Below are 21102 nucleotides of genomic sequence, written 5' to 3' on the forward strand. Positions count from 1 at the left end.
GTGACCTCTAGCCTTGTGCAGTCGGCCCTCGGAACCCGGCCAGCCCGCCGGGCGCGAGCCACCCAGGCAGGAGCCGCAGGCTGGCTGTGAGGCGCGTGTGGGGCTGGCGCTGAGCAGGAGACGGCATCGGGGGTGTGGTGTGGCAGCGGGGGTGTTGCGGACCGTACCGCTGGCCGGGGAGCTGACCGCGTCGTTGATCAGCCGTGTGGCGGCCCGCTACGGTCTCCCGACCGCCGGTGTGTTGCGGCTGTGGACATGCCGCAACTCCCCCGCCCGGCACGACGGCGGCGGTGCACGGGCGGACGCGGAGGTCGTCCTCAACGGGGACGGGCGGCGGGTGCTCGCCGAGCTGTGCAGGGTGGAGCCCAGGGTACTGGCGCGCGCTTTGCCTGCCTTCACCATGGACGACCCCAAGATCAGCACCGGCCGGGAGGCCGGGGTGGCGCAGGCGCGGTGGCGGGTGGCGGGCGCGGTGGCGGGTCCGGCCGCGTACGGCTGCCGGCTGTGCACCGCGCGGCGTACCGGGCAGGCGCTGCGGACAGTGCGGTACGTACCGCACTGGCAGCGGGCCTGTCTGCGGCACGGGCGCTGGCTGCTGGACGCGGATGCCGACCAACCGCTGGAGCACCTGGAGTTGCGACGGCTGCCGGAGGTGGTGGCCGCGCAGCGGCGGTGGCCGGGCGTGGCACGGCGTGCGGTGCGCGCCGGGGTGGAGCCGGAGCAGGCGTTCACGCTGGCGCATGCGGTGGTGGCCCGCTGGTGGGAGCAGGCCCTGTCCTGGGAGCAGGAGGAGATCTGGCCACGCCGTCTGCACCAGCTGGCGGGCGGCAACGCGGGGTCACGGCTTGCGTGGTGGCGGATCGTGGGCCGGGACGCGGCGATCTTCCCGGAGGTGGTGGCCGTGGCGCAGGCGCTGCTGGAGCCGGCCATGGCCGAGGTGGCCTGGCAGGCAAGCGGCGGGATGCGGCCTCGGGTGCGGGGCGCCGACGATGCGTTCTGTCGCCGGCTGGGCGAGCGGCTGGACCGCACCTGGCTGGGCCCCGAACTTGCGGCCGACCACGGCAACCCGCTGAACGGCTGGAAGGGCGCGATCGTGCGCGCCCGCCGCCACGAGACGGGGCCGCCGGGCTGGCGGGAGGATCCGTGGCACCTGAAGCGGGAACAACAGCCCGCCACGATGGCCGGCCAGTTGCGCGTCATGGCGGCAGAAGCCCAATCGGGCGGCTCGGGAACCCGGTGGCGGGCCACCGTTCCTGCCGAACAACGGTTCCGCATCACGCAGTTGGTCGACGAGGCGCGCGAACAGCTGGTGGAGTTGCGCGGCATGCACAGCGGCACCACCGCCGAGGTGGCCCGCACCCTGCTGGAGCACCTCAGCCACAGTGCCGATCTGATCGACCAGGCCCTCGTGCATACCGCCGCCGCAGCCGTCGCCTCCGGGGTGACGCTGGAGGAGGTGGCTCAGTGGTCCCGTCTGCCCGCCGAGGACCTGGCCGCGGTGTTCGCCCTGGGTGAGGGCGAGGACTGACCCAACGGCCTGCAGTGGAACGTGAAAGTGCGGGACTCTGCACTGACACCGGTGCCCGGGCGCGGCACCCTGGGTGCCGCGCGCAGCCCAACATCCGGCGGTTGCACCGATGTTGCGGTTACCGGCCGGTTCTCCTGCGCGGCAGGTCAGGCATGGCGTTGTGTGGAGTACGTGATCATCGACAGCAGCCAGGAGGCCGCATCGTCCGCGGTGCCCGGCGCCGGGTGCCGCATCCCCGAGCCGCACAGTACGAGTGGTGCTGTTCGACGCGAAGAAGCTGCGGCTGTAGATGCCAGCCTGATCGATGTGCGCTTTCGAGACCCTCTGGGGTGCTCGCGTCAGGTCCCGTGGCTTGAGGCTGCTCAGGACGTCCCCTTCGAGGACTCTCCTGTGGTACGGCCATTCCCCGTCCGGCCCGGGCGGCGGGTGGCTCCGGGCTGGTGGTGGTCGTCGACCAGCGGGCGGCTGGTGGCGTACGGGTCCGGTGTCATGCGGACCCAGCTCATGCTGCTGGACCGGGATCCGGCGGTGGTGGCGCTGGCCTGCCGGCCGGTGGAACTGGTGTGGCGTGAGGACGGCAAGGCTGTCGGTCATGCGCCGCAGCTGATGGCCAGGCTGCAGGACGGCAGCGGCCTGTTGCTCGACTGCGCGGGACGCAGCGGGCCCTCTGCCCGGCTGGCGGCGCGGGCACGGGTTGTGGCGGCTGCCGCCAAGGCAGCGGGCTGGTCCTACCGGCTCGCGGGACCGCCGGATCCGGTGGTGGTGGCGAACGTGCGGTGGCTGGCGGGTTACCGGCATCCCCGGTACGCCGCCGGGCCGTGGATGCCGGCTCTGGCGGAGGTGTTCGCCAGTCCGCGGCCGGCGGTGGAGGCGGTGCAGGGGCTGGGTGACCCGATCGCCGTATGGCCTGCGGTCTTTCACGCGCTGTGGAGCGGTGTGCTGCGGGTACGGCTGGAAGAACCGCTGCACGAGCGCGCCGTCGTCTCGGTCGCACGACAGGAGGCCGACGCGGCATGACGCAGGCGATTGTCGAAGTCGGGACGCGCCTTCGCTACGACAGACGGGTATGGACGCTCGCCGTGCTGGAAGGCGCCCGGGCCACGCTGGTGAGTGACGAGGGCACCTCGGCGGTGGTATTGCTGCCCTACCTGTTCGCCGATCCGTCCTTCGAGGTGGAAGGCGGACCGGCGCCAGCCAGAGTGCCGCCGTTCGGGCTGCTGGAGGCACTGCCGGTCGAGGTGCGGGAGCGGGCTCTGGCGTGGCAGCGGCATGTGCGGGAGGTGGAGACCGGCTTCCCGGATGCGGTCGGGCAAAGCCGTCCGCGTGAGGAGTTCGATCCGGCGACACAGAGCCTGGCGCAGCGGGAGCAGGCGAAGGCTCAGGACAGGAGCTGACGGCGGCGGGCTGGACGGCGAGTGTGGCCACGGTGCGGCGGATGCGGGCCCGCTACCGCAGTGAGGGCTTGTGGGGGCTGGTGGACGGCCGGGCGGTGCGGGAGCGGTCGGCGGTGGGGCGGGCCGATGAGCGGGTGGTCGCGGCGGTCCGGACAGTGCTGGAGGGGCAGCGGGAGCGGTCGACGGGCACGCTGGTGCGGCTGCGCCGCCGGGTGGGGTGGCTGCTGGAGGAGGAGTACGGCGCGGGGGTAGTGATCCTGCCGCCCGTGTCGACGTTCAACCGGCTGGTGCATGCGGTGGCTAACGGGCAAGGGCTGCTGGGGACGGCGGCGCAGCGGCGGTGGCACGCGTCGCGGCCGGCACCCCCCTTCACGCCGACAGTGGCACTGCGGCCGGGTGAGCTGGTGATGCTGGACAGCACGCCGCTGGATGTACTGGCAGTCCTGGACGACGGTGTGACCGGCCGTCTTGAACTGTGCATCGCGCTGGACGTGGCAACGCGCAGCATCTGCGCGGCGGTGGTGCGTCCGGTGGGCACGACGTCGGTGGACGCGGCGATGCTTCTGGCGCAGATGGTGGTGCCGACGGCGATGCGGCCGGGCTGGGATACGGCACTGTCCATGCAGCGATCGGTCATCCCCTACGAACGGCTGATCGCGTTGGACGCGCGCCTTCAGGGGGCTGCTGCCCGGCCGGTGATCATGCCGGAGACGGTGGTCGTGGACCAGGGCAGGGTGTATGTGTCGGCGTCGTTCGTCTCGGCATGCGAGAGCCTGGGGGTGTCGGTGCAGCCGGTGCCCCCGGCGAACGGCCCGGCCAAGGGGAACGTGGAGCGGACCTTCCGCGCCATCGCCGACGGGTTCAGCCAGTACCTGCCGGGCCACACCGGCTCGGACGTCTCCCAGCGCGGCACGGCCACGGAGCAGGATGCATGCTGGAGCCTGACGCAGCTTCAGGAACTGCTGGACGAATGGGTCATCGCCGGATGGCAGGAGCGCCGGCACGAGGCGCTGCGGCACCCGATGATGCCGCGGGTCGCCGTCTCACCCAACGAAATGTGGGCGGCGCTCGTGGCGGTGACGGGGCATGTACCGGTGCCCTTGTCCGCCGACGACTACGTCGAGCTGCTGCCGGTGCGGTGGCAGGCGATCAACGACTACGGCATCCGCTTCGGCTACCGCACCTACGACCACCCCGGCCTGAACCCCTACCGGCGGCGCCGCTCACCGCGGGCGGACAAGAACGGACGCTGGGAGGTCCACCACAACCCCTACGATCCGAACCGGGTGTGGGTGCGCCTGCCCGAGGGATGGCTCGAAGTGCCGTGGGCCCACGCGGCGGCGGTGAGGCGCCCGTTCACCGCGTTCACCTTCGACCACGTCCGCCGCACCGTGGAACGTCGGCATGGCCGTGAAGAGCACGAGGCGGCGATCGCCCAGGCACTCGATGCGCTGCTGCGCCGTGCCAGCCAGGGAGTGGGCAGCAGGCGAGAGCGGACGGTAGCCGCCCGGGCCCAGGCGGCCGCGCAGATGACCGACCCCTCCCCCGCCACCGCCCCGCAGCAGTGGCCTGCACCTCTCGCACCGGGGGCCTCGTTCGGGCTGCCCGGTTCCTTCACCGTCCCGCCTCAGGACGCTGACGGTTGGGACGCCGACGACAGCCTGGACGACATCGAGGACAACCAAGACGACGAGGACTACCTTCTCGCCGCCCTCGCCGACGGCCCAGACGCCGCGGCAGGCCACGCGGATGAGGCCGAAGCATCCGTGCCGACGGCCGAAACAGCCCGGGACCAGGCCGCCGAGCAGACGCCGGACACCGCCGGGGCGGGCGGCATGCGCATCTACGACCCGTACCAGGAGGCCCAGACATGGTGACAGCGGCCCAGCCCGCCACCACGAGCACGTTCAGTCCGCTGACCACATGGGACGGATGGCAGCAGTTCGTCGACACACCCCACGCCCCGCCACGGGACGCCGGCGACCAGGAATGGACCCTGGATCAGCGGGAGGACTACCACGCGCAGTTCGTGGTGCACCCGTGCCCACCCGCTGGCACAAGGGCGAGCATCAGATCAGCATGACCTACCTGGCCGCACTGGTCGGCTGCTCCCCGAAGCAGGTCAACGGCCATCTGCGGTCCGAACTGCGGCAGGGCTTCCGCGTCTACGCCCGGCGCCACCCCGGCCCCTGCCCGCTCGCCACACCGATCACAGGGCGCGTCGCCGGGCAGCCGTGGACCGAAGCGATCGACTTCACCGAGGTCCCGCAGCTGATGCGGCATCTGAGCGTCGCCTGTTTCATCGTCCTGGCGTACCTGACCGGCATGCGGCCCGCAGAGGTGATGGGCCTGGAGAGCGGCTGCTGCCCCGAACCACCATCGCCGGGACGGCACCTGATCTACGGCCGGGTCTTCAAAGGCGTCCACGACCAGGACGGCAACCACTACTCCGCCGGGCAGGTGCGGGACGTTCCCTGGGTCGCCATTGCGCCGGTGGTGAGCGCGATCCGCGTGCTGGAACGCATCGCCCCGGACGGGCTTCTCTTCGACAGTGCCGTCCACTCCATCCCCCGCGGCCGCATCTCCACGGGCCGCGTCGTCGGCTTCGAGGCGATGCGCAACCGCGTCGAGGACTTCATCACATGGGCCTCCAACCTCGCTGTACGCCTTGGCCGTCCCCATGAAGCCGTCCCGGACGATCCGTTTGGGGCGCTGGGCGTGGCACGCTTTCGCCGGTCGCTGGCCTGGCACATCGCCCGCCGACCGGGTGGGCTGGTGGCCCTGGCCATCCAGTACGGGCACATGCGCACCGCGGTGAGCGCCGGCTACGCCGCGCGCGGCCGCGGCTGCATCCACGAGTTGCTCGACATCGAAACCGCCCGGGCAACCGCCGACACCCTCACCACCCTCCACGACGACCTTGCCGCTGGCACCGGGATCTCAGGGCCAGCCGCACGGCGGGCGATCCACGCCGCCGCCCAGGCCCCCACTTTCGCCGGATCCATTCGCACGCACCGGCAGGCCCGGGACATCCTCGGCAATCCGGCTCTGACCGTCTACGACAACCCGCACTCGTTCCTGATGTGCGTCTACCGCCGGGAGCGCGCCCTGTGTCATCGGCTCGATGCCAGCGACGCGCCGAGCCTGGACCGATGCAAGCCGACATGCGCGAACATCGCGCGCACCGACCGCCATGCCAGCGAACTCGTGCAGTACGCGCAGGTGCTGGAGAAACAGGCCGCCTCGGAGGCAGTGCCCGGCCCCCTCGCCGACCGGCTCGCCTGGCGCGCCAGCCATCTCCGTGACCTGGCCGGTCGTCACTACGACGGCCGCATCGACCTCCAGGAGCCGACGTCATGAGCCCCGCCCCCAACGAGCGCGATCTCATCCGTGCCGCGATGGACCGCATCCTGGGCGGAACGCCCGAGCGTTCCAACGGCTCGCTGACGATCGTCGCCCTCGCACTCGAAGCCGGTGTCCCGCGCAACGCACTCACCCAGCGGCACCCCGATCTGAAGAACGAGTTCTATGGCGTGGTCCGCACGCGTGGCGGCACCCCTGATGAGAGCGAACAGCGCTTGCGTCAGCGGGTCCGTCGGCTCAAGGAGCTGCACGCTGCTGACGCGGAGGAGATTGCCCAGCTCAAGGCCGACGTCGAAGCACTCGTCGGGGCCCTGCACCAAGCGACCGCCGAGAACGAGCTCCTGCGCCGACAACTGGCTGACCGTGCGTCCGTGCTCCGCCCGCTGCCTTCTCAGCTCCCCGCGGGTCCGGCGGACCCGCGGAGGAGCCGGTGATGACGTCGCCCTGCTGCGGTTCTCCCAGGGAGAGCTACCTGCGAGGCATGTGCCGGTGCGGGGCACGGGTCGATGCCCGCATTTTCAACGAGGTGACCAGTGTCGATGCTGGCGGCGGTGGGGTGCCGTGAAGGAGGCAGGCCAGCAGCTGGATGCCCTGGCGGCCGAGTTCTTCTCCGGGTAGATCGATGGTGGTGAGCGGGGGCGTCACGAGAGCAGCCAAAGACCCGTTGTCGAGGCCGATCACGGACAGGTCGTCGGGGATGCGCAGGCCCAGGTCTGCGGCTACCTGGTAGACCCCTGCGGTGGCCACGCTGTCGTCGCAGACGACGACGGTGGGCCGGTCGGGGGTGCTGAGGAGGCGGTGTGCTGCCAAGCGTGCCTCCGTTCCTCCGCTGGACAGGGGGATTGCCAGGGACGTGACGTCGAATCCGATGGCGGCTTTGGTGAATGCGGCCTGCCGAGCACGGAAGGTGTACGAGGGGTGTGTGATGCACAGCCGGCCGATGCGGTGGTGTCCCAGTTCGCGCAGGTGCTCCACGGTCTGCTGCATGCCGGGGGCGAAGTCGAACTCGATCACGGGGCTGTCGGCTGCCCTGGCCGGGTCGGCGTCGAGGTAGACGGCTGCGATCTGAGGCGGCATACCGGGGGTGAGGCCGTCTTCGGGAGAGCAGATCAGCAGGCCGTCGAAGCGGCCGGCGTCGACCAAGTCGTCGAGCGCCGTGGAGTCGGCGGTCCCGCTGGCGACGACGGCGAGGCCGCGGGTGGCGGCTTCTTTCTGGGCTCCGTCCAGGACCCGGCTGAAGAACGGGGCCAGCGGGTCGGGCACGGCGAGCAGGATCATTTCGGCCCGGCCGAGGCGGAGGTGTCGGCCAGCGCGCTGGGGTCTGTAGCCGAGGCGGCGGGCTGCTGCCTTCACCTTCGCGCGGGTCGCGGCTGAGACGCGGTTGCTGCTGTCCGGCGAAGTGAAGACCAGGGAGACGGTCGCCTGGGAGACTCCCGCGAGCCGGGCGACGTCCCGTCCTGTGGGACGTCCGGCGGGGTGTGGGGAGGGAAGGGGGTCGGCGGTCATGAATGCGGCCTTCGCGAAGGGCGCGGTGGAAGGGGCCGGCGCGGGCCGGGCTCGCACTGAGGGCGGTCTCGGCGGCGGGCCTTGAAGTCAGGCACGGTGGGCTTGCGGATGGCCGGACTCGACTGTCCATGAGGCTGTTGCCATGACGGGTGCGGTGCGCGCGGTCGTATCTGCGGTCACGAAGGTCGTCTCCCAGGTGCCCGGGGTGACGGTGCACAGGGTGTATCCGCAGTGCTCGTCGTAGTAGTGGACCTGGGGGTTGCCGGCCAGCGACGGCTTGGCCAACGCTGAGGTGTAGGCCGGGTTGGAGCTGATGCCAGTGGTGAGGAATTCGGTCATCACCGGTGGTCCGTCGAGGTCCTGCATCTGCGCGGGGACGGAGTTGACCCATGCGGTGTGCCAGTCTCCGGACAGCATGACGGGATTGCTGGGGCGCTGGGTGGCGATGTCGTCCAGGAGACGCCGGCGGGCTGCCGTGTAGCCGTCCCAGGAGGCGTAGTAGATGCTGCTGGTGTCGTCGCCTGAGCGGAATTTGTACGGCGCGAAGAGCACGGTCTGGGTCAGGGCGTTCCAGGTGGTGCGGGAGGATCCCATGCTGTGCCGGAGCCAGCGCTCCTGCTGGGCACCCAGCATCGTGCGCTGTTGGGCGGAGATGGCGGGGCATGCCTCGCCCACGATGGAGGATCCGCCGCAGATCTGCTCGGTGTCCCGGTGCTGGCGGGTGTCCAGGAGGTGCAGACGCAGCAGACGACCGTAGTCGATCTTGTCGTGGATGCGCATGGAGGGGCCGTTGGGCCGGCTCTGGGGGCTCAGAGGCAGGTGTTCGTAGTAGGCGCGGTAGGCCGCGACACGGCGGGCCAGCATGCTCGCCGTGGTGGTCCCGTCCTCGACGGCGTCGTGGTTGTCGAGGATGAGCAGCCAGGGAGCGGCGGCGTGGGCCTCCTGCAGGTCCGGGTCAAGCCGGTAGAGGGAGTGCCGAAGCCGGTAGGCGGTCAGGTCCGTGGCGGTGGTACGCAAGGCAGTGGGCATGGCCTCAAGGCGCGGCCCGGTGAGAGTGTTCTCGTAGATGTAGTCCCCCAGGTGCACGACGACGTCGGGGTTCTGGGCTGCCATGTGCCGATAGGCGCTGTAGTAGCCGTGCTCGTAACGCTGGCAGGAGGCGAGAGCCAGGCGGAGGGCGGACACCCGGGCCCCGGGGGCCGGCAGGGTTCGGGTGCGGCCAGTCCGGCTGATGGCCGTACCGCTGCCGAAGCGGTAGTGGTACCAGCGGTCGGGACGAAGGCCGTGCACATCGACGTGGACGCTGTGGGCGTCGTCCGGCCGGGCGAGGGCGCGGCCCTGGCGGACGATGCGGGTGAAGTGTTCGTCCTCGGCAACCTGCCACTTCACGGTCACCGTGTGCGGCGGCATTCCCCCGTCGGCTTGCAGCGGGGCGGGCGCAAGACGTGTCCACAGCACCACGCCGTCCGGGCGGGGCGCGCCGGAGGCCACTCCGAGGGTGAAGGGGTAGCTGCCCCAGGAAGGCTGTGCACCCGCCCCGGCCCCCGCTGCGGCCGGCCCGGCCCACAAGGTGACAGCTGCCCCGAGCGCGCCGCCGACCACGCTGCGCCTGGCCAATGTCGAATGGTTGTTTCCCATGTCCAAACCCTGGTTTCTGTGTGTGACGTGTGGACGGGTCGCTGGCGGTTGAGAAGGAGCTGGGCAGGCGTGTTGCCGCTGCCTGCCGCAAGGTGATGGTCAGTTGTCTGCCGCAGAACGCGTGCGGGCCAGTTGCCGACCGGCCTCGGTGAATGCCGCCGCCGCGGAGTCGCGGACGATGAGCTGCAACTGCGCCTCCGACAGCCCTACTTCGGTTGCGGCACGCCGGAACTCGGCCGCTACACCGGTGGCGCTGGGAGTCGGATTGTCCGTGTTCAACGACACGGGGACCCCTGCCTGGAGGAGCCGCTTGATGGGGTGCTCGCGAAGAGAGGCGGCGGCTCTGGTCTGAACGTTGCTGGTGAGGGCGACTTCGAGGGTGATGCCGGCGTCGGCCAGCTGCTCCATGAGCCGCGGGTCCTCGGCGGCGCGGACGCCGTGGCCGATGCGGTCGGGGCGCAGCGCCTGGAGGGCGGCGCGCACGCTGTCCGGTCCGGCGGCTTCACCTGCATGGGCTGTGACGCGCAGTCCGGCGTCGTGGGCACGGGCGAAAGCAGGGGTGAACAGCGCTGGCGGATAACCGGCCTCGTCACCTGCGAGGTCGACGCCGCAGAATCGGCCGCTGCGACTCAGGATCGTGTTCATCTGCCGCATGGCGGTATCGGGACCGAGGTCTCGAACGATGATCCCGATGAAGGCGACCGGCAGGTTCAGGAGGGCGGAGGCATCGCGGGCCGCATCGGTGATGGCGTCGATGACCTCGGCCGGGTCCAGGCCGGTCTGGGTGTGGATGAACCAGGGGCTGAAACGGATCTCAGCGTAGTCCAGGCCCTCGTCGAAGCAGTCCTGGACCGCCTGCTGGGCGATGAGCGACCAGTCCTCCACGGCGCGGGCCGTGGAGCAGGCGACGTCGATACGTTCCAGGTAGTCCAGCAGCCCGGCTGTCCTGACAGGGGCCACCAGACGGTGCAGCGGACGGCTGTCGGCGGCAAGCCAGTGCTGGTGCTTGCGGGCCAAGGCCAGGGCAGTGGACGGCCGGATGGATCCTTCAAGGTGCCGGTGCAAGTCGATGGTCGGCATGAGTAAGCGCCTGTTCTGGTCGGTCCAGCCGAGGGCTGGGCAAATGGAGATGGGGACTGTGATCTCGGGCCTGCCGCGCCGTAGCCGCCCCGCAGAAGGCGGCGTCCCTGACCGGTGCCGCTGTGATCGTTGTGCTGAGCGACATCGTCGCCCTCACACGGCGGCCCCGTACGGACACGGGCAGGCACGCGCGGCATGGAGCCCTCGCGGCACGGCCCGAAGCAAGGTGAGCACGCTGCCCGGAGGGGCCCCGGCTCCGCACGGAACGGAACCGGGGCTGGCGTGTGCAAGCCACGCGCGGGCGGGCACTGACTCAGATACGGCTCAGGGCGTGCACCAGGTCGGAGGCGATCTGGCGGTCGATAGGCCCGGGGACGGCCTGCACACCGGCCGGGATGGTCCCGTCGTGGTCGGAGGCCATGGCGGCCAGGCTGCGGGCCTGGAGGGTCAGACCGAGGTCCATGGCCTGGACCGGGTTGCCCTTCGCCGCAGTCAGATTGATCATCTTGGTGTCTGCGAGGACGATGACCTCGCGGCCGTCATGCAGCCGGTGCACGGCACGTTCCTGCCCGCTGGGGCCGGAGTGGTGCACAGAGGCCGTGTGCTCGGCCAGCGCGCTCGCGTCCAGCTCCCAGGGCATGTGCCCGACACCGGCGATGACGGTGCCATTGCGCAGGGCACCGATCTCCCTGGCACCGATCACCCCAGGATGGCCGGTGGCCAGGAAAAGCAGCTGGGTCCGCGGCAGCAGATCGGTGAGTTCACCGACCTGGTGGCCTGCCATCACCGCTTCCAGGGCACGGTAGGGGTCTGTGTCGGCCACGGCGACGCGGGCACCGAGACGGGCCAGGGTGTCCGCGACACCACGTCCGCAGGGACCGTAGCCGACGACAGTGGCGTGAGCCCCAGGGATCATGAGGTTGGTGGCGTTCATGAAACCCTGCACGACGCTCTGGCCGACACCGAACTCGTTCTCGACGAGGAGCTTGAGCCGGCTGTCGTTGATGACGACCACAGGAAATTCCGGCTGACTGTCCCAGGAGCGGATGCGCAGGCCACCGGTGGTGGTCTCCTCGGTGGCGCCAATGAGGCCGGGCATCCCTCCGCGGGCATGGACACCCTCGATCAGATCGGCGCCGTTGTCGAGGATCAGGTCGGGCTGCGCGTCCAGGACCCGTGTGATGTTCTCGCGGTGCTGCGCGAGATCGTCGGAGCGGTGGCCGACGACGGTGATCCCGTAGTCACGCAGCGCATCCGCGGTGTCCTCCTGGGTGGTGCCAGGAGAACCGGTCAAAATGATCTCGGCGCCTGCCTGGGCGAGGTAGCCGACGAGAACCGCCGTCTTGGGTTCGATGTGCAGGCAGATTCCGATACGGCGACCGGCGAACGCCGACGCCTCGTTCTGCATGGTGGCCGCCAGCAGCGGCATGTGACGGGCGGCCCACTGGGTTCCGTCGTGAAGGATCGGACAGCGGGCATGCACAAGCTGAGACATGACGAATTTCCTTGGCTGAAGAGACGAGTGGGCACAACACGTGCCATGAAGCCGGGAAAGGACACAGAGGTGCCCTTGACTCGGATCAGCTCGTTAGCCGTAGAAATCGCTGCGGAAGGAATGGTCACCGAAGAGGTACTGCTGGAGGGGCCCGTGCGACGCGTTCATCGAGACCCTCCTCTCCGCGCGGTGGCATGTAACGAAGACCAGTGCACACCACGTTATACGTATACCTTGCCTAGGGAAACCCCCGAGCCGTCCGAAGCCACGAGCCTGCCACCAGGCCGGTTACCCGGCATCGCAACACGGAGAGCAGCAGCCATCGAGACGATGGAGAAGATCTCCACCCTCGTCTTCCACACCCGCGCTGGGTGCCCGCCATCCAGAACACCTGCGGGTCGCCGGCCGCAAGAGGACCGCCACACTGCTGGGCGCGACCCTGACCCCCTCCAACCGCCCTACGCCTCCGTCAGGCTCAGGTGAGGTGCCCCCTTGGCCAGTCCGGTCGGCACCTCGTCGAGGTTGGGACTGCCTCCCTGGTCGTTGCCGAAACGGTCGGTCAGCATGCCCCGGAGTTGGTCCAGCTGGCGGGCGAACTCGGCGCGCTCGTTCTGGAGCATCCCGGACACGATGCGTTCAGCTTCCTCGGTGTCCTCGTTGACGATGGCGTACAGGGCGGCAGTCTCCGAGAAGGCCGTCACGGCAGGTCCATGCATGAGGTTCTCCTAGATGGTGGGCCGGGGCAGGATGATCAACTTGAGCTCAACACGTGAACTTGACAGAGAAGTCGTCCGTGGCCATCTCCCGGTAGGCGTCCAGGCAGAGAGTCCAGCTGGACGGGTAGCTGGCGGCGAAGGTGGACTTGCCGGATCCGGAGACGCCGATCAGGACGGCGAGGGTGCCGGGTTCGAAACGCAAGGACGGGTCCCTTCTGGGGAGGGGCGGGAGTGGCCGATCGGTCTGTTCGGGCCCCGGAGCCGCCGCTGCACGCGGAGGCGCCGGGAGCCGGGCGGGCGTGCCGCCGGTTCAGAGGGCGCAGGCTGCGGCGATGGCGAGCAGAGCCAGGGCGGTGAGGATGCTGTCGACGGCACGCCGTAACTGCGTGAACTTGCGCAGGGCGATGCTCGACAGCACCCGGACCCGGGCCGCCCGGGTGTCGCCGTGCATACAGGCGCGGATCTCGTCTTCGTCCAGGCGCGCCCAGTACGGGAAGCTGGCCCGGTCGTTGCCGTGCAGCCGGGGCCGGACGACCAGGAGGAGCAGCACCGCCGCCACGCCCAGGGCGATGACAGCCAGGGCGCCGAAGATCTTCGTGGCGAGCGGCAGTTGGTTGTCGGCGAGGCTGGCGAGACCGGCGAGGACTGCGCCGGCGAAGGCGAGCAGGAGCGAGGCTTTGCTGTCGGTGCGGGCGATCTCGCTGGAGACCGCAGCGCAGGCGGCGTCCAGGTTCTTGTCGGTGTCGGTGGTGGTCGTCACGTCGTCTCCCGTCGATGACCGGGCCGGGCTGTCCGGCCCTCCGCACCGCCCCGCCGCATGGTGGCCGGGACGGCACGGGAGACCGTCAGAGCGGAGGTTCGTCCGGGGAGCCGAGCGGGTGATCGCCGATGTTCGACCCGGCGCGGCCGAGCCCGAGCACGGCGGCGAAGAGAGCGGAGCGATGCGTCATGCTGGGTTTCTCCTGATCTCGAAGGAGTGAGAGCGGGCGGCCTGGCCTTTGCCAGTGCTGCGGCCGCCCGGGTTGTGCGGGCCCCGTCCCCGCCTTTGGGGTCGGGACGGGGTTCGGCTCACGCGGCCAGCCGGTGAGCGGCGGAGGCCGGGGCCGTCATGCAACGGGCTGGCTCCGTTCCGCATCAGCGAGGCAAGATCGGTCGTGTGATACGCGATCCTCGTGACGATGCCGAGTTGCTGGCCCTGGTTCGCCGCTATGTCACACCCGAGCGGCGTTATCTGAAGCTCGGCGGCAGCTTGCTGCGCATGCAAAGTCCTGAGTACGACCGATTCATGCGAGATCTCTGTGAGGACGCGGGACTCATCACCCCGGATGAGATCGCCACGCTTCTTGAGGGCAGTTGGAGAGAACGGAGAACTGCGGCTTGGCTCATAGCTGTCTCCCGCCGGACCGAGTTCCGTGAGCGCCTCGGGGAGCTCCTGCTGGCCAGCGAGGTCTGCTGTGTCGGGCTGGCCTACAGCGTGGCCCTGGCCAGTTTCGGAACGGCGCGCGACGCTGATCTGCTCGCCGCCTACCTTGATCGCTACCTCTGCCGCCCTGACCTCGCATACGACCAAACCATCGTCATGGGCGCTCTCCAGTTCATCGACCTGAACCTTGAAGGTGGTCAAGCCGACCGCTTCCGGGAACCGGGTGGCCTGTGGCAGCGGTGGCTCCAGGATGCACCTCACATGCAGGGCGACTCGGACCCCACCCCCTTCTTCTTGAGCCTCATTCGTCGGCTTTGCGCGTTCGTCGACGAATGCGCCGAGGCGCTATGACCGCCCCTGGCTTTGTTCACGAGATTGGGTTCTGGCTCAACCTCTGTGCTCCGGGCACGCCGAGTGACGGCTGAGCTTCTCCGGGCAGCATGTGAAGTCGCCCGAAAATGAGCCGTGGTCAGGGCGGTTCCATACTCACCGAGCGCCAGGGCGAGCGCCTGCCCGACTGGCTCGATGCCGTCCGGCGGGACGACCTGCCCAGCCTCCACACCCTCGCCGCAGGCATCGAACGCGACCGCGACGCCGTCATCGCCAGCCTGACTCTGCCCTGGAGCTCGGGCGTCGTGGAAGGGCACGTCAACCGAATCAAGATGCTCAAGCGCCAGATGTTCGGCCCCGCCCGCCGCGCGGAGGCGGTGACACAAGGACCAGGCAGAGCGTCCGGAGGCCGCTACGTGCTGATGGCCCACACCCCCGGGTTCTGGGGATGCGGGCCATCAGCCGTAGCGGATCAGGTCAGTTGGGCAGTTGCTTTCCGGTCTCGGCGTCGATCGCCTTGCCGGTGGGGGAGAGTCGAATGGTGCGGGAGGGCGCCCGCGTTCCTTCCGTCCAGCCTTTGCCGCCCACCGCTACCCGAACCGTTACCTCGGCGAAGGGATCGGTGACGGGTAGCACTACCTCGGGCGTCCGGACGAATGATTCGTCTTCGGAGCGCTCGGTGCTGGCGGTTTGCCCTGAGGCATCGATGCGCAGGTACTTGGCGTTCGGCTCCCATGGTGTCCGCAGTTCCAGGATGACGCTTTTCTTGTTTTCGGCCCACTCTGCGACCAGGTTTGTGTCGACGCCGTCGATGTCGAGGGCCGCTTCCGACCTGCCTTTGTACGCGGCGGTTTTCTGGTCGGCTTCTTACTCGTGCTGTTCGTTGTTGGCGGTCTGCCACACGACCACGACGGCGATGGACAGGGCGGCGATGGCTGCAACGTAGGGCCACCGTCGGCGTGTCGGTGTGGGCTCGTCGTCGGGAGGCAGGACGGTGGGCGATTCGGGGCCGCGGTGCCACTCCGGTGTGGTGCTCTCACTGTTCTCGAACCATGAGGTGTCTTTGCCCATGCGGGTGACGGTAGCGCGCAGCCCCGCTGCCTGGGCGGGGCTTCCGCACAGGTCCGCGACCTGGGCCCGGGTGGACAGCCGGGCCGCTGCCTCATCGGAGTTGATGCCGTGAACGGTGATGTCCTCACGCTCTCCGAGGGCGGCGAGATCGGCGGCCTCGCCGCACCGGCCCTCTCTGGCGGCCTGGAGGACGTCCTGGTGCCGGCCGTCGATGACATTCGGCGGCATGTCCCAGTCCCAGTCACCACCGGGCTCGGTGAAGTCGTGTTCAACCGTGGCCAGGGCATCCTCGTCCGGATCGACGCCTTCGTCGGCGTCTTCGAGGTCCGCCGCGTTGACTGTTTCCTGGGCCTCCTGCGCCTTGCGGCGCCGTGACGAGGTGTCGGTCAGTCCTGCTTCCTCCTCGGTGATGATGGTCTGGACGATGTCGACGTAGCCGGGGCCGACCTTCCACACAGCCTGCCCCGGATCCAGGGTGGGAATCTTGGCGATGGCCCAGGCCGGCAAGCCGAGCAGCGCGCCGACGATCGCCGCTTCCTCCGGACCCAGGCGCCCGACGTGCGCAACCTCGCACAGACGCGCCAGATCCCGGGCCCTTCCGTCACCCTGGTCGGACAGCGTGTGCATCACCACGTCCAGCGACAACCCCGCCTTGCGGGAGTTCTTCAGGAGCCGCTGGATGAGTTCGCTGGTGGCGGGGGACAGAAGAATCTGCCACGCCTCTTCAAGCACCAGGTGCCGGTGCACGGCGGTGGACTGGCGCAGCCAGACGTGTTCCGCCCAGCACCCGGTTCACTCGGCTCCTCCACCACAAGTTCTGCGGAGCTCACCAATCAGCAGCAGACCGAGAGTTGTTGTCCCGCCGAACGCCACAGCGGCATCCCGTACGGCCTGCGTGACCGGCTCGGAGTCGACGTGGGCAAGGATCACGGCTGCGGCAGCCGCGAGCAGACCGACCAAGACAGCCACCAGTACGCGGTAGTGGGTAGATTGCACGGAGTCACTCTCGAGGCATTGATCCGGGCAGTCCAGCGTTCCTCGGTCCGCCGAACACGAGACTAAAAAGCGGACAACCTCTGGCCTGCGCAAACTCCACCGATGCCGTTGGAGTCGGCATGAAAATGACACGGCCATTCGTCACTAGTGTCAGCACTAGTCCGTCACGGCCCGTCAGTGGCATCTAGCAGGTCACTACGGCTACGCCACTGACATCGAAATGACGACTCTCTACTGCCACTCCCCTGCAGACCATCACTGTGTCGATGAGGCGCACCGGACCAGTGGGTCAATGGGTAAGGCATGGGCGGACATTCACGATCAGACGAAGATCCCGGCGCACCGGCGGCTGTACCTGACGGCGACGCCGCGGATCTGGGAGGAGCGGCTGAACCGCGAGGTCGCCGAGGGGGTGCGCGATCCGCTGCCGCGCGAGATGGCGGCCTCGATGGACGATGAGAAGGTCTTCGGGCCGGTCCTCTACAAGCTGTCGCTGGCGTCGGCGGTGTCGCGGAAGCTGCTGGCGCGGTACCAGATCATCGCCCTGAAGCTCCAGGACCCGGTGGTGACGCCCGAGCGGCTGATGGGCGAGGAGCGGCACACCGAGGAGGTCCGCGGGCAGCGCCTGGGCGCCCTCCAGGCCGCGCTGCTGCACACGATGGAGCAGCACAACCTCCAGACCTGCATCACCTTCCACCACCGGACCATAGAGGCCGCGGCGTACGCGGAGGGCCTGGAGCGCGTGGCCAAGCGGCTGCACGCTGACCAGCCGGAGAAGTACCCGGCGGAGATCTGGGCGGACTGGCTGATGGGTGAGCACGTCCCGGAGCGCCGGCGGGAGGTGCTGGGCAAGTTCGGCTCCACCGCCCAGCGGGCCGTGCTCTCGAACTGCCGCGTCCTGGGTGAGGGCGTGGACATCCGGGCCGTGGACTCTCAGATTGCCGATGCCGTGCTCGACTCTGATGCGGCGTACAGCAGCCGCCCTTCAGTGTCGGTGACCACCACGGACTTGACGGCGTTCTGCTTGTTCTTTCCGGAGATGAACTTCTCCCGCTTGCGCCCGGCGGCCGGGCGGCGCACCCGGACCTCGGTCCCGTCGATGTCTGCCGGTTGAAGGGCATTGACCTGACCAGATCGCTCGTCATGTACTCGTGCGCGCACATCGGCCTGACATTTGGCCTGCTCCCCCAGCGGAAGCTGTTCAAAGAGGTGCTCGAACGCTGGCGCAGAGGTGAGGCCACGGACAACATCAAGGTCCCGCGTCGGCACCAGGTCTTCCTCACCCTCTGCGTGGTCGCCGTCCTGCTCGCCGGCTTCGCGCTGACCCGCTGAACCGCGTTCGGGCTGCGGGCGGGGACGGCTGCTCCGGGGGTCGGGCTCGTCCTGATCGGGCTGCTCGCCCGGCAGTCGCTGCCGCATCGACTGGTTGCGTTTGACTTTGGCAGGTTCGTTCTCGCCATCGTTGCCCTGGCCCTGGCCCTGGCCCTGGCCCTGGCCCTGGCCCTGGCCAGCGATATCCGGTCGCGCTGGGGGCGTCCGGGGTCGGGCAAACCGCATGGGGACGAGGACCGGACGTCGAGACCGGCGGGCGACCCGCGGGTCTTGAGTGGACGCTGCTGGTGCTCTTCAACGGCCTGAACTTGACCGCAACCGCGGCCGGGGCCGCTCAAGCCGCTCAAGCCGCTCAAGCCGCTCACCGACATGGTCAGCGAGGCCAACACCCCCGGTGGGCGGTTTCTGTGCGGGCTCTGGGTCCGCCTCCAGGTCGGGTGTCGCGTATTCGCATCCGATGCAATTGGCGTCGGTAGGAACATCGGTACAGCCGTTGGCGCTGAGAACGATCATGGTCCGATCGGCGCGAGCGTGCTGACGCGGTTCTCGTACTCGCGACGGGCCTTGCGCTGGGCCGGAACAGCCGGGACACCCTGGCCGCCGTCGAGCGGCCGGCAGCGGTCGAGGAGCTGACGGTGCACGGCGGGATGGCGGTCACGCGCAGGGTGTAGCCCTGGCCTCGCCGTACGGTCGCCCCCTCGTCGAGCGCGGCCCGCTCGGCAGGCTCCAGGTCGGCCGAGCGAAGGAAGTCGGCGACCTTGCCCGGCATATCGAGGGTGACCAGCAACTCCGGGGCGGGGATGTCCTCCTCGACGCCGGTGTGATCGGGCAGAAGGTCGGCGACGGCCGTGCGGATCGCGCCGCGGCTGACGCCGTGGTCGCGGGCGAGGGCGGCGACGGAGCGGTTCTCCAGGTACGCGGTGCGCACGGCGTCGGTCTTGTCGGCCGGGACGGCAGGGCGGCGTCCGCCCTTGCTGCCCTTGGCCTCGGCGGCGCGCAGCCCGTCGTGGGTCAGGTCCCGCTGTAGGTCGCGCTGGAGTTCGCCGGCGGCGACGAGAGTCTGCACCATGAACTTCACGGTGGACAGCAGCTCACCGGTGCGCGGGTGGCGGGCGGTGAGGTCCATCGCGGAGAACGCGCCGTCGTGGATGCGCAGGGCCACCTGCTCGCGGTGAAAAATGTCGAGCACGTCGAGGATGTGCCCTGTGTCTCGTACGAGGCGGAACATCTCGGAGATGTGCACGGTGTCGCCCGGCCTCGCGTAGGTGAGCAGTTCGCGGAACTTCGGCCGCTGGAGCGGGTGGAGGCGGCTGGAGGTGCCCGCCGGGTCCTCCTCGAAGACGACCGGGTCCTCGATCCCGGCCTCGTCCGGGACGAGGTTCTGCCGGGCGGTCGACTGCTGGTCGGTCGAGACCCGCTTGTAGACCAGGTTCGCCACTGCGGGCCCCTTCCGTAGGGAGGATCGGACCTTACCTGTCGTCAAACCCTGTCAGCGATCATCATCGGATCTGATGGGATTCGAGCCGCCGCGAACCCGTGGACTGCACGGGTTCATTGGACGCGTCGGCCGCCTGTCGGCAAACGATCGTTTACCGACATGCGCCGCTGAGTGGAGGCGTCGCGGATGTTGAGCATTGCGCGCCAGTGTCAACGTTCCGGCTTCGGGTCAGGCCGGCGGGTCGGGGTGTATCTGGCGAGCATGGTCTGGACGGCCTGTTCGACGGCGTCGTGGATGTCGGAGGCTGCGGGATTCCAGTCGGTCAGCAGCATGCGGGGCCACAGGACGTAGTTGGCGATCATGCCGAGGAACTGGTTCGCGGCGCTCGCCGCGTCCGGGACATCAGCGTTGCCCGCCTCGTGCTCGGATTCCAAGTAGTGCTGAACTGAGGTGAAGTAGGGCAGTTTGCCGAGCTGGAACTGCATCCGTCCCAGTTCGGGGAAACGAGGCAGTTCGGCGATGACGATCCGGAACAGGGCTGTCATGCCGGGCCGGCCGATCAGGTCGGCATAGCGGTGGCCGACGGTTGTCAGTCCGGAGCGCAGATCTCCGGTCTGTGGCCGCGCGGCAGCGTCGCCGGCGTCACGCTGCCAGGACTCGGTGACGATGGCCTCGAAGAGGGCCGCCTTGGTGGGGAACCGCTTGAACAGGGTGGACTTCGAGACCCCGGCCGCTTCGGCGATCCGGGCTAGTGAGGTGCCGTCGTAGCCACGGTCCAAAAACAGTTCTGTGGCTGCGGTGGTGATCGCCTCGCGTTTCTGCTGAGCGAGTCTGCGGTGGTGTGCGGAGAGTTCTGCTGCCATGCGGACAGTATGCCGCAGACCCGAGGCGAGTCACTTGACTCGCCTCAATGGTCCTGCTTACGGTACGAGAGCAAGGCGAGTCGAGTGACTCGCATCCTATCTGTGGCGCCGGGTGAATTCCGGTAGCCGCGCGGTGGAGGAACAGTTCATGACGATCGATAAGATCGCTTTGGTGACCGGTGCGAATCGCGGCCTCGGACGTGGCGCGGCCATCGCTCTGGCCACACGCGGGATGCGGGTCTTGGTCACCCACCGCGGTGATGCGGCCGGGGCTGAGAAGACGGTGGAACAGGTGCAGGCGGTGGGTGGGACTGCCGCTGTTCTCCGGCTCGACATCAGCGACGTCTCCTCTTTCGCGTCCTTCACCTCCGAACTGAGCGAGCAGTTGGAGCGCTGGGGTACTTCGCGGCTCGACATCTTGGTCAACAACGCGGGAGTGGGGATCTTCGGACCGCTGGAGGACGTCACGATCGACGACTTCGACACGGTGATGGGCACCAACGTCCGGGGCACGTTCTTCCTCATCCAGTCACTTGTGCCGCTGCTGAACCGAGGCGGCCGCGTCATCAACGTCTCGACGTCACTGACCCGCCACACCAGCCCCGCCACCTCGGTCTACTCCGCCTCGAAGGCCGCCGTCGAAGCCTTGAGCCGTACCCTCGCCGCAGAACTCGGCCCGCGCGGAATCCGGGTCAACTCCATCGCCCCGGGACCGACCGCCACCGATTTCAACGGTGGAGCGATGCGGGACGACGCCGAGATGCGCCAGGTTCTGGCCGGACAGACCGCGCTCGGCCGCGTCGGCGAACCTGAGGAGATCGGCGACGCCATCGCCACGCTGGCCTCCGAGGGCCTGCGCTGGGTCACCGCCCAGCGCATTGAGGTCTCCGGCGGCGCCCTCCTCTGAGCGACCGGGCGACGGCCTGTAG

At 69.2% G+C, this 21102-nt stretch carries 19 protein-coding genes and 2 pseudogenes; 11 read left to right on the plus strand and 10 right to left on the minus strand.

Annotation, left to right across the window (positions count from 1 at the left end; all coding sequences use genetic code 11):
- Nucleotides 1-139: 139 nt before the first annotated feature.
- The 6 genes from ACFRMN_RS15615 to ACFRMN_RS15640 all read left to right on the plus strand — a co-directional run bounded on the left by ACFRMN_RS15615 (nt 140) and on the right by ACFRMN_RS15640 (nt 6719).
- Nucleotides 140-1528, plus strand: a complete 1389-nt coding sequence (locus tag ACFRMN_RS15615) for a DNA-binding protein (RefSeq protein WP_383019112.1) — start codon at nt 140-142, stop codon at nt 1526-1528.
- A 390-nt stretch (nt 1529-1918) separates the two neighbouring features.
- A complete protein-coding gene (locus ACFRMN_RS15620; RefSeq protein ID WP_383019114.1) occupies nt 1919-2545 on the plus strand; it encodes a TnsA-like heteromeric transposase endonuclease subunit in 627 nt (208 codons plus the stop codon).
- A complete protein-coding gene (locus ACFRMN_RS15625) occupies nt 2542-2922 on the plus strand; it encodes a hypothetical protein (protein WP_383019117.1) in 381 nt (126 codons plus the stop codon). Before ACFRMN_RS15620 ends, ACFRMN_RS15625 begins: the two co-directional genes overlap by 4 nt.
- Nucleotides 2923-2945: 23 nt before the next feature.
- Nucleotides 2946-4799, plus strand: a complete 1854-nt coding sequence (locus ACFRMN_RS15630) for a transposase (protein WP_383019119.1) — start codon at nt 2946-2948, stop codon at nt 4797-4799.
- A gap of 163 nt (nt 4800-4962) precedes the next feature.
- Nucleotides 4963-6282, plus strand: coding sequence for an integrase (locus ACFRMN_RS15635; RefSeq protein ID WP_383019122.1), 1320 nt, complete (start codon nt 4963-4965; stop codon nt 6280-6282).
- A complete protein-coding gene (locus tag ACFRMN_RS15640) occupies nt 6279-6719 on the plus strand; it encodes a hypothetical protein (RefSeq protein WP_383019125.1) in 441 nt (146 codons plus the stop codon). Before ACFRMN_RS15635 ends, ACFRMN_RS15640 begins: the two co-directional genes overlap by 4 nt.
- A gap of 34 nt (nt 6720-6753) precedes the next feature.
- Here the strand turns inward: ACFRMN_RS15640 and ACFRMN_RS15645 are convergent, their stop codons facing one another.
- The 7 genes from ACFRMN_RS15645 to ACFRMN_RS15675 form a co-directional block, all read right to left on the minus strand.
- Entirely contained in the window at nt 6754-7791 is a 1038-nt protein-coding gene (locus tag ACFRMN_RS15645; protein ID WP_383019127.1) for a LacI family DNA-binding transcriptional regulator, read from the minus strand.
- Nucleotides 7792-7878: 87 nt separating this feature from the next.
- Nucleotides 7879-9429, minus strand: a complete 1551-nt coding sequence (locus tag ACFRMN_RS15650; protein ID WP_383019129.1) for an alkaline phosphatase D family protein — start codon at nt 9427-9429, stop codon at nt 7879-7881.
- Nucleotides 9430-9528: 99 nt separating this feature from the next.
- Complete coding sequence (gene add, locus ACFRMN_RS15655; RefSeq protein WP_383019132.1) at nt 9529-10509, minus strand: adenosine deaminase; 981 nt, start codon at nt 10507-10509, stop codon at nt 9529-9531.
- 313 nt (nt 10510-10822) lie between these two features.
- Nucleotides 10823-12004 (minus strand): adenosylhomocysteinase, encoded by a 1182-nt coding sequence (locus tag ACFRMN_RS15660; RefSeq protein WP_383019134.1) that lies wholly within the window; start codon nt 12002-12004, stop codon nt 10823-10825.
- A gap of 458 nt (nt 12005-12462) precedes the next feature.
- Complete coding sequence (locus ACFRMN_RS15665; protein ID WP_383019136.1) at nt 12463-12720, minus strand: hypothetical protein; 258 nt, start codon at nt 12718-12720, stop codon at nt 12463-12465.
- A 46-nt stretch (nt 12721-12766) separates the two neighbouring features.
- On the minus strand, nt 12767-12922 hold the full coding sequence (locus ACFRMN_RS15670; protein ID WP_383019139.1) for a hypothetical protein: 156 nt from the start codon (nt 12920-12922) through the stop codon (nt 12767-12769).
- Between the two features lie 108 nt (nt 12923-13030).
- Nucleotides 13031-13480, minus strand: a complete 450-nt coding sequence (locus ACFRMN_RS15675) for a Pycsar system effector family protein (RefSeq protein ID WP_383019142.1) — start codon at nt 13478-13480, stop codon at nt 13031-13033.
- Nucleotides 13481-13876: 396 nt separating this feature from the next.
- On the opposite strand from ACFRMN_RS15675, the gene ACFRMN_RS15680 reads away from it, so the two are divergent.
- Nucleotides 13877-14494, plus strand: coding sequence for a DUF6000 family protein (locus ACFRMN_RS15680; protein ID WP_383019145.1), 618 nt, complete (start codon nt 13877-13879; stop codon nt 14492-14494).
- A 149-nt stretch (nt 14495-14643) separates the two neighbouring features.
- Nucleotides 14644-14835, plus strand: a pseudogene (locus ACFRMN_RS15685) (transposase); the annotation flags it as partial.
- A gap of 505 nt (nt 14836-15340) precedes the next feature.
- Here ACFRMN_RS15685 and ACFRMN_RS15690 read toward each other — a convergent pair.
- Complete coding sequence (locus ACFRMN_RS15690; protein WP_383019147.1) at nt 15341-16291, minus strand: hypothetical protein; 951 nt, start codon at nt 16289-16291, stop codon at nt 15341-15343.
- A 499-nt stretch (nt 16292-16790) separates the two neighbouring features.
- Here ACFRMN_RS15690 and ACFRMN_RS15695 point away from each other — a divergent pair.
- A pseudogene (locus ACFRMN_RS15695) lies at nt 16791-17510 on the plus strand (helicase); the annotation flags it as partial.
- A 140-nt stretch (nt 17511-17650) separates the two neighbouring features.
- Nucleotides 17651-17872 (plus strand): hypothetical protein, encoded by a 222-nt coding sequence (locus tag ACFRMN_RS15700; RefSeq protein WP_383019150.1) that lies wholly within the window; start codon nt 17651-17653, stop codon nt 17870-17872.
- A 373-nt stretch (nt 17873-18245) separates the two neighbouring features.
- Here the strand turns inward: ACFRMN_RS15700 and ACFRMN_RS15705 are convergent, their stop codons facing one another.
- Both ACFRMN_RS15705 and ACFRMN_RS15710 read right to left on the minus strand, forming a co-directional pair.
- On the minus strand, nt 18246-19310 hold the full coding sequence (locus ACFRMN_RS15705) for a recombinase family protein (protein ID WP_383019152.1): 1065 nt from the start codon (nt 19308-19310) through the stop codon (nt 18246-18248).
- A 209-nt stretch (nt 19311-19519) separates the two neighbouring features.
- Nucleotides 19520-20173: a TetR/AcrR family transcriptional regulator gene (locus ACFRMN_RS15710; protein WP_383019154.1), complete on the minus strand. Its 654-nt coding sequence runs from the start codon at nt 20171-20173 to the stop codon at nt 19520-19522.
- 148 nt (nt 20174-20321) lie between these two features.
- Between ACFRMN_RS15710 and ACFRMN_RS15715 the strand changes: the two genes are divergently transcribed.
- Nucleotides 20322-21080: an SDR family NAD(P)-dependent oxidoreductase gene (locus ACFRMN_RS15715; protein ID WP_383019659.1), complete on the plus strand. Its 759-nt coding sequence runs from the start codon at nt 20322-20324 to the stop codon at nt 21078-21080.
- Nucleotides 21081-21102 lie beyond the last annotated feature (22 nt).

It is taken from the genome of Streptomyces sp. NPDC056835, assembly GCF_042789485.1.
Classification (GTDB): domain Bacteria; phylum Actinomycetota; class Actinomycetes; order Streptomycetales; family Streptomycetaceae; genus Streptomyces.